We start from the raw sequence: 12,343 nt of genomic DNA on the forward strand, positions 1-12,343 counted from the left end.
AGTAATAGCGAACATTTCTTTACTGTTCATTGATAATTTACCAATAAATGATTGACAAATTACGATAGAATGGTATGATATTAACAATAAAAATTCGAGCCTTGCTCAAATAAAAAGAAAAGAGGATCCAGCTAATGTCTAATTGGGACACAAAGTTTTTAAAAAAAGGGTTTACATTCGATGACGTGCTTTTGATTCCAGCAGAAAGTCACGTATTGCCTAATGATGCAGATTTAAGTACACAATTAGCAAGTAATTTACGCTTGAACATCCCAATCATTACTGCCGCAATGGATACAGTGACAGAAAGTCAAATGGCAATTGCAATGGCACGTGCTGGTGGACTTGGTGTGATCCATAAAAACATGTCAATTGAGCAACAGGCAGATGAAGTACGCAAAGTAAAACGTTCTGAAAATGGGGTTATTATTGATCCATTCTATTTGACACCTTCTCATACAATTGCAGAAGCAAATGAGTTGATGGGACGATACCGCATCAGTGGTGTTCCAGTTGTTGAAACACTTGAACATCGTAAATTAGTTGGTATTCTTACCAATCGTGACTTGCGCTTTATTTCTGATTACAATCAACCCATTTCAAATCATATGACAAGTGAAAACTTGGTGACTGCACCGGTTGGAACCGATTTAGAAACAGCTGAACGTATTCTACAAGAGCACCGTATTGAAAAATTACCATTGGTAGATGAAAATGGTCGTCTTTCTGGCTTGATTACAATTAAAGATATTGAAAAAGTTATTGAGTTTCCAAATGCGGCTAAGGATGAATTTGGTCGTTTGCTTGTAGCTGGTGCTGTAGGGGTTACTTCAGATACCTTTGAACGTGCAGAAGCACTTTTTGAAGCAGGTGCAGATGCTATTGTCATTGATACTGCACATGGACATTCTGCAGGTGTTCTTCGTAAGATCGCAGAAATTCGTGCTCACTTCCCAGATCGTACCTTGATTGCAGGAAATATTGCAACAGCTGAAGGTGCGCGTGCTTTATTTGATGCAGGGGTAGACGTAGTTAAGGTTGGAATTGGTCCAGGATCAATCTGTACAACTCGTGTTGTTGCAGGGGTTGGTGTCCCTCAAGTTACTGCTATTTATGATGCAGCCGCTGTAGCTCGTGAATATGGAAAAACGATCATTGCTGATGGTGGTATCAAGTATTCAGGAGATATTGTCAAAGCACTCGCAGCTGGTGGAAATGCGGTTATGCTTGGCTCAATGCTTGCAGGTACAGATGAAGCACCAGGTGAAACAGAAATCTTCCAAGGTCGTAAATTTAAAACATACCGTGGTATGGGATCTATTGCAGCAATGAAGAAAGGTTCTAGCGACCGTTACTTCCAAGGATCTGTCAATGAAGCCAATAAATTGGTTCCTGAAGGAATTGAAGGACGCGTTGCTTATAAAGGTTCTGTAGCAGATATGGTCTTCCAAATGATCGGTGGTATTCGTTCAGGTATGGGGTATGTTGGTGCAGCAACCATTCAAGATTTACATGATCATGCACAATTTGTTGAAATGAGTGGTGCAGGATTGAAAGAAAGCCATCCTCATGATGTGCAAATCACAAACGAGGCTCCTAACTACTCAGCACAATAAATTTACACATTTGTAAACAAAAATAACAGCATCTTGACAATTCTGTCAAGATGCTGTTTTGATATGACCGGCTTGAACAGTGAAAATTTTCAACTCTTCAGGCAGGTCTTTTAAATGATCGAGAGTGGTCGTTGTAATAAATGTTTGAATATTATTAGAGATGGTTTCAAGTAGTTGAAGTTGACGATAATTGTCAAGTTCGCTCATGACATCGTCAAGTAATAAAATAGGCTTTTCTCTTGTGATTTCTTCCATCAATTCGATTTCTGCTAATTTTAGAGAGAGAACAACACTTCGATGCTGGCCTTGACTACCAAAGGTAGCATTCATATTATTGATAAAAAATGCCAAATCATCCCTGTGAGGCCCAATACTTGTTGTTTTCCTAAAAATATCCTTCTGACGGTTTTTTTCCAACATAGAGAGAAACTGCTCTTCTATATCATTTCCTTCTTCAGAAAAAACAGTTGGCTGATATTGAATCGATAGGTCTTCTTTGTTGTCAGAAAGTCGAGTGTGTTTTTCTTTTGCTTTAGCTTCTAATTTCTTAATAAACTCAAGCCGATGATGGATGACGCGACTTCCAAAACTAGCTAGTTGTGAATCTAAGACCTCCAAAAATGTAGCATCAATTTTTTCCGAATTTTTTAGATAACTGTTTCTTTGTTTCAGTACATGGTTGTATTGAGATAAGTCGGATAAATAGAGAGGTTTCATCTGACCTAATTCAATGTCAATAAACTTTCGACGCCCTGCAGGTGATCCTTTGATCAGTTGCAAATCTTCGGGTGCGAAAAGGACAACATTCATATGGCCAATATAGTTTGATAATTTGGCTTGTTTCAAATGATTTACCTTAGTTATCCGACCTTTTGGTGTCAAGGAAATTTCTAATGGAAGGGGCCCAGTTTCTCTTTGTAATTGACCAGAAACTTTAAAATCGGTGGATTCAAAATAGATGAGATCTCTATCATTTCGTGTTCGATGACTTCTGGTTAAAGCTAGAAAATAAATTGATTCGAGAATATTGGTCTTTCCTTGAGCATTTTGACCTAGGAAAATATTTAATCCAGGATGAAACTCGACTTCAAGTTCTTGATAATTACGAAAATGTTGAATGGATAACTGTTTTAACCACATTACGAGATACCAGGAAAGCGAATTGCTTTTTCTTTTTTGTTAGTCTTTGTCGGTTGTTTCTTTTGTTGTTGATTGAGTTGCTTGACAAGTTTAGCAACACGTTCCTTTTCTTCCTTCTCTTTAAGATGCTCTTCTATTTCTTCTTGAGAAGGTTCAAGAATGGTGATAGTAATGCTCAGTTCAGGAATGTCAATTTGATCATTGACACGAAGTTTACGGCCTCTCCGTTGTTCTAATTCACCATTAACAAAGACTTCTTTTTCTTGAAGAAAGGCTTTGATTGCACCACCACTCTGTATAATACCGAGTTCTTTTAAGATTGCTTGTAATGTAATAAAGTCATCAAATAATTTGTAATTCATAGTTCACCTCTTTGCGTGTTATTATACCATATTTTTAGTTTTTCTAGGGTAGAGAATGTTGAGTGATTTGAGGAGCTTTTTCACAGTTTGAATTAGGATTTTAGTGTGATTTCATGTTATAATGAAAGTTACTATTGAGTAGAACGAGGATGAAAATGGAATTAGTAAAGGGCGTGAATCTTCACTTTCTTCAATCAAAAAAATTTAAAACCAATAAAATTAAGGTCCGTTTTTCATCGCCATTAGATGAAAATACCGTGGCTGCGCGTGTTTTAGTAGCCTGTATGATGGAAACTGCAAATCAAAAATATCCAACTTCACAATTATTCCGTGAAAAATTAGCGAGTCTATACGGGGTAGAATTGTCCACCTCAGTCTCTAAGAGGGGGCGTGTTCATTATGTTGATTTGAATATTTCCTTTGTGCGCGATGACTTTTTGAGCAAGAAAAATGTGCTTACTGATGAGGTTTTGGACATTATAGAAACTATCTTCTTTTCACCTTTGGTAGTAGAAGATCATTTTGGCAGTGATACATTTGACGTTGAAAAGAAAAATACGATTTCCGATTTGGAGTCAGAAATTGAAGAGCCTTATTATTATGCACATGGGCAATTGAATCAACTATTTTTTGAAGACGAAACAATCGGGATGTCAAGATTGGGGAAAGTTGATTTAGCGAGACAAGAGACAGCTCAAAGTTCTCTTGAACAGTTTCATCAGATGCTCCAATTAGATAACATTGACTTCTTTTTCATAGGCGATTTTAATGAGGTCGCTATTGTGGATCGAGTGAACCAGTTTGAATTCAAGCCACGTGATAACAATTTGTCTGTCAACTATCAACAACCTTTTACAAATGTTGTTAGAGAAAAGTTAGAGCAAAAACAAAACCAACAATCTATTTTAGAATTAGGTTATCATTTTTCTACCCAGTATGGAGAATCTCTCCATATCCCCCTAGTTGTATTAAATGGGATGCTGGGAGCTTTCTCGCATTCGAGACTTTTTCAAATAATTCGTGAGAAAGAAGGACTTGCTTATACCATCTCTAGCCATTTTGATATTTTTACAGGCTTTATGAGAGTTTTTGCAGGCATTGATAAGGAATCTCGTACGAAAGTAATGACCTTGATTATGAGACAGTTGAATGATTTAAAACGAGGCAAGTTTACAGAGTCAGAGCTTCAATTGACAAAAGAAATGTTGGTGAATACGACCTTATTAGCACAGGATCGGCAAAATACCTTGATTGAAAGGGAATATCTGAAAACGATCCTAGGAACGAAAGTCCTTTCTTTAGAAGAGTGGTTAGAATCCATCGATAAGGTTAGTAGAGAAGAAATTATTGAAGTGGCAAAAACAATTAATTTACAGTCTGTTTATTTTATGGAAGGAAAGTAGTGTAAAGATTGAAAATTAAAGAAAAATATTATGAATCAGTTGGTGAGCAAGTTTACTTTACACGCTTGTCAAATGGGTTGACTATTCATTTAATTCCCAAAGAAGATTATTATGAAACCTATGGAATAATCACAACTAAGTTTGGCTCAGTGGATACACGAATTCTAGTGAATGGTCATGAAAGGCAATATCCTGCAGGAATTGCTCATTTTCTAGAACACAAAGTATTTGAAGATGAAAATGGTCAAGATTATTTAAAAAAATTCGTTCATTTAGGATCGGAAAGTAATGCCTTTACAAGCTTTACAAAGACAAGTTATCTTTTCTCAACAACTTCAAAGGTCCCTGAAAATATTCAATTGTTATTGGAGATGGTTTCAAAGGTTTCCTTTACAGAAAAATCTGTATCTAAGGAAAGAGAAATCATTCAACAAGAAATTGGAATGTACCAAGATAGTCCAGACTATCGATTATTTTTTGGTGCTTTAGAAAATTTATATCCTGGAACACCGTTAGCAGATGATATTGCTGGGACTAGGGAGTCTATTTCTGACATTACAATAGATAATCTCCGTGAAAACTTTGATCTATTCTATCATCCCTCTCAAATGCACTTATTAGTGATCGGAAACTTTGATGTTGATGAAGTATTGCAAGTAGTAAAGAAATATGATCTAGTTCCTCCTCATCCATCTGTGGAGTTAGAACGTTTTCCTGTAGAAAAAAATGAAGTAAAATTGAATCAATCTTGTAGAATGGAAGTTGTTACTCCTAAGTTGGCAATTGGAATTCGAGGAAATGATATCATTAAGGAAGAGGAAAAATTTCGTTATAAATTGATGTTGAAATTACTATTTTCGATGATGTTTGGTTGGACTTCGCAACGGTTTCAAAGTTTATATGAAGCTGGGAAAATTGACAACTCATTGACACTTGAAGTCGAGGTTGAGGAATTATTTCATTTCGTTATTTTGACAATGGATACTCAAGAACCGGTGTCCTTATCTCATCAATTTAGGTCAGCGATCAAACAATTTGAGAAGGATCCAGATGTGAATCAAGAACATTTGGATACGATTAAAAGCGAAATGTTTGGTGATTTCTTACAAGGTTTAAATTCGCTTGAGTATAGTGCCACTCAGTTTGAATATTTTTCAGACGGTAGCACTTCTTATGATCTTCCAAAGATTTTACAAGGTATTAGTTTACAAGATATCATCAAATTAGGGCGTCAGTTCATCGACCAGGCTGAGATGGTTGATTATATGATTTTTCAAAAGTAGTAAACAATGTATCAAGAAGGGAAAACATGAAGAAGAGAACGATTGGTCAAGTGTTAAAACTGTCAAGAGTAAATTTACACTTAAGTTTACAGGATGTGTCAAATAAGACAGCCATTGAAATTCCTTATATAGAAGCGTTGGAAAACGATGAGTTTGATCTATTACCGAGTCCCTTTTACGCTCAGATCTATCTTAAAAAGTTAGCATGGGCTTTGGGATTAGATGAGTCCATCCTATTGACAGCTTTTCGCGAAGGAAAAGAATTGTTATTTGATGAAGAAATACTTGTAGATGACGAAGAGCTTCATTCAAGAAAAGTAAGACAGAAAGCGAGCTGGTTACCAATCCTGTATTATCTACTAGTTAGTTTTGCCATTCTTGGCTTTGTGATTTATATCGTATATTTTTATGAGTTTACAGCATCTGTAAAATAGATGTAAAGATAGTTTATTTTTTGGAGGAAGTATGAAAAAAGAAAATATTCCTAATGCATTGACATTATTTCGGGTTGTGATGATTCCTATTTTTATTGCCATTTTAAGTTTAAGTCACTCTTACTTAGGACATATTGTAGCGGCAGTTATTTTTGCAATTGCTAGTATTACAGATTATTTAGATGGCTTTCTTGCACGAAAATGGAATGTAGTTAGTAATTTTGGTAAATTTGCCGATCCAATGGCAGATAAATTATTGGTCATGTCAGCCTTTATCATGATGATTGAATTAAAAATGGTTCCTGCTTGGATTGCAGCCGTTATCATTTGTCGTGAGTTAGCTGTTACTGGTTTGCGTCTTCTACTTGTTGAGACAGGTGGTACAGTTCTTGCTGCAGCCATGCCAGGAAAAATTAAAACCTTTAGCCAAATGTTTGCCATTATCTTTTTGCTTTGCCATTGGACACTTCCGGGGCAAGTGTTGCTTTATATTGCATTGATTTTCACAATTTATTCTGGTTACGACTACTTTAAGGGAAGTAGCTATCTCTTTAAAGACACATTTAAATAAATGAAACAGATGATTGAGCTAAAAAATGTATCCTTTCGATACGATAAAACAGTAGAAGAGTATCAAATTGACACGGTTTCGTTTCACGTGAAACAAGGAGAGTGGCTTTCGATTGTTGGACACAATGGTAGTGGGAAATCTACAGTTGTACGCCTGATTGATGGCCTTTTGGAAGCTGAGTCTGGTGAGATTTACGTTGATGGAAAACAACTGACTCGTGAAACCATATGGGAAATCCGTAGTAAAATTGGGATTGTATTTCAGAATCCTGACAACCAATTTGTTGGTGCGACAGTAGAAGATGATGTTGCCTTTGGTTTAGAAAATCAAGGAATTCCACGGGAAGAAATGCTTCAACGTGTGGAGAAGGCTATTGAGCAAGTCGGTATGCTGGAGTTTAAAGATCGCGAACCATCTCGTTTGTCAGGTGGTCAAAAGCAACGGGTGGCCATAGCAGGTATTATCGCCTTGAGACCAACTATTATTATCCTTGATGAAGCAACTAGTATGTTAGATCCAGAAGGTAGAGAGGATCTAATGGCGGTAATGAGAGAACTTCAGAAAAAGTTTCAATTAACAATTATTTCTATTACCCATGATTTAACCGAAATTGCCTTAAGTGATCGAACACTCGTCTTTCAAAAAGGAAAACTAGAGTCTTCTATGACACCGCGGGAATTGTTTTCAAGAAATGATCTGAATGAGATTGGATTAGATAAGCCTTTTAGTAAGCAGGTTCAAGAATCTCTCAGCTCACATTTTCCGCTAAAACAGGATTATCTAACAGAAAGTGAGTTATTAGACCAACTATGGGAATCTCTTTAAAGAATGTCTATTATACTTATCAAGAGGGAAGTCCTTTTGAAGGGCAGGCGCTTTCTGATATTAGTTTGGAAATAAAAAATGGATCTTATACAGCCATCATCGGGCATACTGGTAGTGGCAAGTCTACTTTGTTGCAATTACTAAATGGTTTACTGCGTCCGACTACAGGAACGATTCAATTTGAAGATTTTGTTTTAGATAATCATTCTGAGCCAAAAGAAATGAAGTACCTGAGAAAAAAAGTCGGTTTGGTTTTTCAATTTCCAGAAAGTCAGCTATTTGCGGAAACCGTTCTAGCTGATGTAGCCTTTGGACCACAGAATTTTGGGGTACCTAAGGACAAAGCGGAGGAAATAGCCAAAGAAAAATTAGCGATCGTTGGTTTAGAAGAGTCTATCTATGATAAAAGTCCATTTGAACTATCTGGTGGACAAATGAGGCGAGTTGCGATCGCGGGTATTTTAGCTATCGAACCAGAGATTTTAGTATTGGACGAGCCGACAGCAGGGCTAGATCCTGCTGGAAGAAAGGAATTGATGGCACTGTTTGAGACATTACATAAAAATGGGATGACCCTAGTTCTGGTAACTCATACGATGGATGATGTAGCAAATTTTGCTGATACTGTATTTGCTTTAGAAGCGGGAAAACTTGTCCTAAACGGATCCCCAAGGGAAGTGTTTCAACAGGTTGAGTATTTACAAAAACTTCAATTAGGAGTCCCACAAATTACGAATTTTGCTCTTCAATTGAAACGAAGAGGACTTCCTCTGGACAGACTACCAATCAAAATTGAGGAACTAAAGGAGCTGTTACTTCATGAATAATATGATTTTGGGAAGGTATATTCCTGGAAACTCCATTATCCACCAACTAGATCCTCGTGGGAAGTTGCTCTCAATGTTTTTATTCATATTTCTTCTGTTTTGGGCAAATAATATCCAGACAAATGTTCTTCTCTTTGGTTTTATTTTTGTTTTAATGTATCTAACGAGGATTTCGGTTAGTTTTTATATTAAAGGCTTAAAATCAATGATTTTTATCATTGCTTTTACAACTATTTTTCAATTATTTGCGACCTCTCAAGGAACTATTTTGTATCAATGGTGGTTTTTTAAATTAACCGACCAAGGATTGATGCAAGCCGCCATCATATTTTGTAGATTTATTTTAATTATTTTTTATTCGACGATTTTAACAGTGACGACGACACCATTGAGTTTAGCAGATGCTGTTGAAAAGATCCTTACACCACTAAAAATTATTAAGGTTCCGGCTCATGAGATTGGGTTAATGCTATCTATGAGTTTGCGCTTTGTTCCAACCTTAGTAGATGATACGAATCGAATCATGAATGCGCAAAGGGCGCGTGGTGTTGATTTTGGTGAAGGAAATCTATTAAAAAGGATCCGTTCCTTTATTCCGATCCTCATTCCTCTATTTGCTTCTAGTTTTAAACGCGCAGATGCATTAGCAATTGCGATGGAAGCGAGAGGGTACAAAGGCGGTGAGGGACGAACACGCTATCGGACTCTGCAGTGGGGAGTAAAAGATACCCTAGCATTGCTCGTTATTCTGTGTCTCATGTTGATAGTTTTTTATCTAAAAAATGGATAGAGCTAGTTGTATTGGTTCAAAAATAAGGAAAAAGCGCTATACAAAGCGCTTTTTACATTAAATTCACATATTCTTGTAACATTTGTAATATATTCTACAATAAACTGTAACATTTTGTGTGTATGATAGAATTATGTTCGAAAGGAGAATAGAATTCATGAACAGTAAAAAGTTCCAATGGACAGTCACTTCCCTACTTTCAGCAGCATCACTTTTCATTTCTGGTATTGCTACAGTGAATGCTGAAACTTACGAAGTGAAGTCTGGAGATACTCTATCAAAAATTGCACTAGAAAATAACACTTCAGTAGAAAATATTATTGCATCTAACAATCTGACCAATGAAGATTTGATCTATGCAGGACAAATTATTGAGTTAGGTGAGCGTTCAAAATCTATGATTGATAAAGTTGCTCCACAAGAGCAAGCAAAACCTGCTGAAAGTGCACCTACAGCAACTGCAACAGCACAAACTGCTCAAAAACAAACAACTTATGCAGCAAATGCTGCAGTGACTTCTGCACAATCAACAAATGGTGGAATTGTTCTATCAAATGGGAATACTGCTGGAGAACAAGGATCTTATGCAGCTGCTCGTATGGCTGAAATGACTGGCGTACCTGCTTCTACTTGGGAAGCAATTATTGCCCGTGAATCAAATGGTCAAGTAAATGCAGCAAATGCTTCTGGTGCTAGTGGGTTGTTCCAAACAATGCCAGGTTGGGGTTCAACTGCAACAGTTGATGATCAAATCCAGTCTGCATACAATGCATATAGCTCACAAGGTTTATCAGCTTGGGGTTATTAAAAAATAGGTTTACAATTTGTAAACCTATTTTTTTAATGTCTCAAGAATATCAAGTGGAGAGTGACAAATAAAATCTGGTGAGTAAAGAAGTAGCTCTTCAAGATCTCCAAATCCCCAAGTGACTGCCATGGTTTTTATACCAACTGCTTGACCTCCAATGAGGTCAAATTTTGTGTCCCCAATAATCACTGTCTCCTCTTTTGGAAGGTCATTGCTTGACAAGGCGTATCGAATGACATCGGCTTTGTGGATACGATCTGAATTTGATCCATAAATTCCTTTAAAGTATTTAGCGATACCTAAATCTTGACACATCTGTAAAGCAACTGGTTCATGTTTTGAAGTGGTTACATAAAGAGGAATGTTTTCGTCTTGTAATGCTTTCAAAGCTTCTACTATCTGAGGAAACAGAGTTGATTTGTATTGACCTTTTTCATGATAATACTGGCGATAGATCGTCACTGCTTGATCTACCAAAGCTTCAGGAAGAGTAGCTTCAAAACTAGAAATCAAAGGTGGTCCCATAAAACTACGGATGGTTTTGAGATCGGGTTGAGGAACCTTCAAAGTATCGAATGTATGTTGAAAGCTCTCTGTAATTCCCTTGGAACTGTCAACTAATGTTCCATCTAAATCAAAAAATAAGGCTTGCATGTTATTCTCCAAATATCTCTTTTTGTAATCTACGTCCGGTCGGTGTTGCTGCCAATCCTCCTTCAGCTGTTTCTCTAAAGGCAGTCGGAAGACTAGAACCAACTTGGTACATGGCGTCAATAACTTCATCCACAGGTATTTTTGATTCAATACCTGCTAAGGCCATATCAGCAGCAATGAAGGCATAGCTGGCTCCCATTGCGTTTCGTTTGACACATGGAACTTCTACGAGTCCTGCTACTGGATCACAAATGAGGCCAAGCATGTTTTTGATAACAAAACAGACTGCCTGACTCGCTTGATAAGGAGTTCCTCCAGCAGCTAGTGTCAATGCTGCCGCACTCATAGCTGAAGCAGAACCAACTTCTGCTTGACAACCACCTTCTGCACCTGAAATAGAAGCATTATTTGCGATCACTAAACCAAAAGCCCCAGCTGTCAGTAGAAAATCTAATTGTTGCTGACGGTTTAACCCTAATTTTTGAGTTGCAGCAGTGAGAACTGCGGGAAGGCAGCCAGCAGATCCTGCAGTGGGTGTTGCACAGACCAGTCCCATTTTAGCATTGTGTTCGTTGACAGCAATAGCATTCTTCGCTGCGGTTAGGACGGTCAAGTCAGATAACGTTTTCCCTGATTTGATATAGCGATCTAATTTTGCGGCATCCCCACCAGTTAACCCACTACGAGAGTGGTTTTCATTTAACCCTAACTTTACAGAATCAATCATCACTTCTAAATTACGGGTCATTAATCGTAGGACTTCTTCTCGTTCACGACCAGTTAGTTCAAATTCAGTTGCAATCATTAACTCTGCGACGTTTCCTTGGTATTGCGTGCTTGCTTGTTCTACGAGGTCTACAATTGAATAAAACATATGAACTCCTTATTTGAAAAAGTTGACATTATGAAGATGAGGAATTTTACGGATATCTTCGATCGCTGCTTCACAACTCCTTGAGTCAACTTCTATAATCATAATCGCTTTTTCTCCAGCTTTTTCCCGCGTCACATTCATTTGTGCAATGTTAATATCATAGCGAGAAAGAGCTTCTGTCACATGGGCGATCATTCCAGGGACGTCCTGGTGAACAATGATAATGGTTGGAGTATTCATATTTAGCGAGATAGCAAAGCCATTTAACTCAGTAACTTGTATGTTCCCACCACCAATTGAGATTCCGGTGACAGAAATCGTTTTATGATCATTTTTAACAGTAATAGTCGTTGTGTTTGGGTGAGGAGCATTGCTTTCTTTTTGAATAGACCAAACAATCCGAATGCCTCGTTCATGTGCAATTTTTAGACTATCTGGGATTCTAGGATCATCTGTGTCCATTCCTAAGATGCCCGCTACTAAGGCTAAATCTGTTCCATGACCACGATAGGTTTTGGCGAAGGAATTAAATAATTGGAACTCAACTTCTTTTGGCTCCTCTCCAAAGATAGAAGAAACAATTTTACCAATTCGAACAGCACCTGCAGTGTGACTACTGGATGGGCCGATCATTACAGGTCCAATAATATCAAAAACTGATTGGAATTTTAAAGAGTTCATGCTCTGCTCCTTTGTGATCACTTTACTTCATTATATCAGATATGGCTGATGATTTCTTATATTTTTCCCGAAATA

Annotated in this window: 14 protein-coding genes; 9 read left to right on the forward strand and 5 right to left on the reverse strand. The window is 37.3% G+C overall.

Going from position 1 to position 12,343, the window contains the following annotated elements:
* Positions 1-134: 134 nt before the first annotated feature.
* Positions 135-1,616 (forward strand): IMP dehydrogenase, encoded by a 1,482-nt coding sequence (guaB, locus tag H7T92_RS07085; protein WP_201037404.1) that lies wholly within the window; start codon positions 135-137, stop codon positions 1,614-1,616.
* Between the two features lie 45 nt (positions 1,617-1,661).
* Here guaB and recF read toward each other — a convergent pair whose 3' ends face one another.
* Positions 1,662-2,756, reverse strand: coding sequence for a DNA replication/repair protein RecF (recF, locus tag H7T92_RS07090; RefSeq protein ID WP_201037405.1), 1,095 nt, complete (start codon positions 2,754-2,756; stop codon positions 1,662-1,664).
* Positions 2,756-3,118: a S4 domain-containing protein YaaA gene (gene yaaA, locus H7T92_RS07095; RefSeq protein WP_201037406.1), complete on the reverse strand. Its 363-nt coding sequence runs from the start codon at positions 3,116-3,118 to the stop codon at positions 2,756-2,758. The genes recF and yaaA overlap by 1 nt, the downstream gene beginning before the upstream one ends.
* A gap of 155 nt (positions 3,119-3,273) precedes the next feature.
* On the opposite strand from yaaA, the gene yfmF reads away from it, so the two are divergent.
* From yfmF to H7T92_RS07135, 8 genes are all read left to right on the forward strand, one after another.
* Complete coding sequence (yfmF, locus tag H7T92_RS07100; RefSeq protein WP_201037407.1) at positions 3,274-4,521, forward strand: EF-P 5-aminopentanol modification-associated protein YfmF; 1,248 nt, start codon at positions 3,274-3,276, stop codon at positions 4,519-4,521.
* 8 nt (positions 4,522-4,529) lie between these two features.
* Positions 4,530-5,804 carry an EF-P 5-aminopentanol modification-associated protein YfmH gene (gene yfmH / locus H7T92_RS07105; RefSeq protein WP_201037408.1) on the forward strand — a complete coding sequence of 425 codons (1,275 nt, stop codon included), beginning with the start codon at positions 4,530-4,532 and terminating at the stop codon, positions 5,802-5,804.
* Between the two features lie 26 nt (positions 5,805-5,830).
* Positions 5,831-6,238: a helix-turn-helix domain-containing protein gene (locus tag H7T92_RS07110; RefSeq protein ID WP_201037409.1), complete on the forward strand. Its 408-nt coding sequence runs from the start codon at positions 5,831-5,833 to the stop codon at positions 6,236-6,238.
* Between the two features lie 31 nt (positions 6,239-6,269).
* Positions 6,270-6,809, forward strand: a complete 540-nt coding sequence (pgsA, locus tag H7T92_RS07115; protein ID WP_201037410.1) for a CDP-diacylglycerol--glycerol-3-phosphate 3-phosphatidyltransferase — start codon at positions 6,270-6,272, stop codon at positions 6,807-6,809.
* Complete coding sequence (locus tag H7T92_RS07120; protein WP_003010767.1) at positions 6,810-7,634, forward strand: energy-coupling factor ABC transporter ATP-binding protein; 825 nt, start codon at positions 6,810-6,812, stop codon at positions 7,632-7,634.
* Positions 7,619-8,461, forward strand: coding sequence for an energy-coupling factor transporter ATPase (locus H7T92_RS07125; protein ID WP_201037411.1), 843 nt, complete (start codon positions 7,619-7,621; stop codon positions 8,459-8,461). Before H7T92_RS07120 ends, H7T92_RS07125 begins: the two co-directional genes overlap by 16 nt.
* Positions 8,454-9,251: an energy-coupling factor transporter transmembrane component T family protein gene (locus H7T92_RS07130; protein WP_024054768.1), complete on the forward strand. Its 798-nt coding sequence runs from the start codon at positions 8,454-8,456 to the stop codon at positions 9,249-9,251. The genes H7T92_RS07125 and H7T92_RS07130 overlap by 8 nt, the downstream gene beginning before the upstream one ends.
* A 157-nt stretch (positions 9,252-9,408) precedes the next feature.
* A complete protein-coding gene (locus tag H7T92_RS07135) occupies positions 9,409-10,059 on the forward strand; it encodes a LysM peptidoglycan-binding domain-containing protein (protein ID WP_155168202.1) in 651 nt (216 codons plus the stop codon).
* Positions 10,060-10,083: 24 nt separating this feature from the next.
* On the opposite strand, the gene H7T92_RS07140 is transcribed toward H7T92_RS07135, so the two are convergent.
* Genes H7T92_RS07140 through sdaAB form a run of 3 tightly spaced genes read right to left on the reverse strand, consistent with a single transcriptional unit; the run spans position 10,084 to position 12,268 of the window.
* Positions 10,084-10,713 carry an HAD hydrolase-like protein gene (locus H7T92_RS07140; RefSeq protein WP_070505962.1) on the reverse strand — a complete coding sequence of 210 codons (630 nt, stop codon included), beginning with the start codon at positions 10,711-10,713 and terminating at the stop codon, positions 10,084-10,086.
* A gap of 1 nt (position 10,714) precedes the next feature.
* The gene (gene sdaAA / locus H7T92_RS07145; RefSeq protein WP_045760056.1) at positions 10,715-11,587 is read right to left on the reverse strand and encodes an L-serine ammonia-lyase, iron-sulfur-dependent, subunit alpha; all 873 of its coding nucleotides are present in this window, start codon (positions 11,585-11,587) and stop codon (positions 10,715-10,717) included.
* Between the two features lie 9 nt (positions 11,588-11,596).
* Positions 11,597-12,268: an L-serine ammonia-lyase, iron-sulfur-dependent subunit beta gene (sdaAB, locus tag H7T92_RS07150; protein ID WP_003002135.1), complete on the reverse strand. Its 672-nt coding sequence runs from the start codon at positions 12,266-12,268 to the stop codon at positions 11,597-11,599.
* Between the last annotated feature and the right edge of the window lie 75 nt (positions 12,269-12,343).

The organism is Streptococcus parasanguinis, assembly GCF_016648855.1.
In the GTDB taxonomy this organism is placed as follows: Bacteria; Bacillota; Bacilli; order Lactobacillales; family Streptococcaceae; genus Streptococcus; species Streptococcus parasanguinis_L.

Coding starts and splice junctions, on each gene's coding strand:
- H7T92_RS07130 (WP_024054768.1), top strand. CDS start 8,454: ATGAATAATATGATTTTGGGAAGGTATATTCCTGGAAACTCCATTATC.
- guaB (WP_201037404.1), top strand. CDS start 135: ATGTCTAATTGGGACACAAAGTTTTTAAAAAAAGGGTTTACATTCGAT.
- yaaA (WP_201037406.1), bottom strand. CDS start 3,118: ATGAATTACAAATTATTTGATGACTTTATTACATTACAAGCAATCTTA.
- recF (WP_201037405.1), bottom strand. CDS start 2,756: ATGTGGTTAAAACAGTTATCCATTCAACATTTTCGTAATTATCAAGAA.
- yfmF (WP_201037407.1), top strand. CDS start 3,274: ATGGAATTAGTAAAGGGCGTGAATCTTCACTTTCTTCAATCAAAAAAA.
- sdaAA (WP_045760056.1), bottom strand. CDS start 11,587: ATGTTTTATTCAATTGTAGACCTCGTAGAACAAGCAAGCACGCAATAC.
- H7T92_RS07125 (WP_201037411.1), top strand. CDS start 7,619: ATGGGAATCTCTTTAAAGAATGTCTATTATACTTATCAAGAGGGAAGT.
- H7T92_RS07120 (WP_003010767.1), top strand. CDS start 6,810: ATGAAACAGATGATTGAGCTAAAAAATGTATCCTTTCGATACGATAAA.
- pgsA (WP_201037410.1), top strand. CDS start 6,270: ATGAAAAAAGAAAATATTCCTAATGCATTGACATTATTTCGGGTTGTG.
- H7T92_RS07110 (WP_201037409.1), top strand. CDS start 5,831: ATGAAGAAGAGAACGATTGGTCAAGTGTTAAAACTGTCAAGAGTAAAT.
- sdaAB (WP_003002135.1), bottom strand. CDS start 12,268: ATGAACTCTTTAAAATTCCAATCAGTTTTTGATATTATTGGACCTGTA.
- H7T92_RS07140 (WP_070505962.1), bottom strand. CDS start 10,713: ATGCAAGCCTTATTTTTTGATTTAGATGGAACATTAGTTGACAGTTCC.
- H7T92_RS07135 (WP_155168202.1), top strand. CDS start 9,409: ATGAACAGTAAAAAGTTCCAATGGACAGTCACTTCCCTACTTTCAGCA.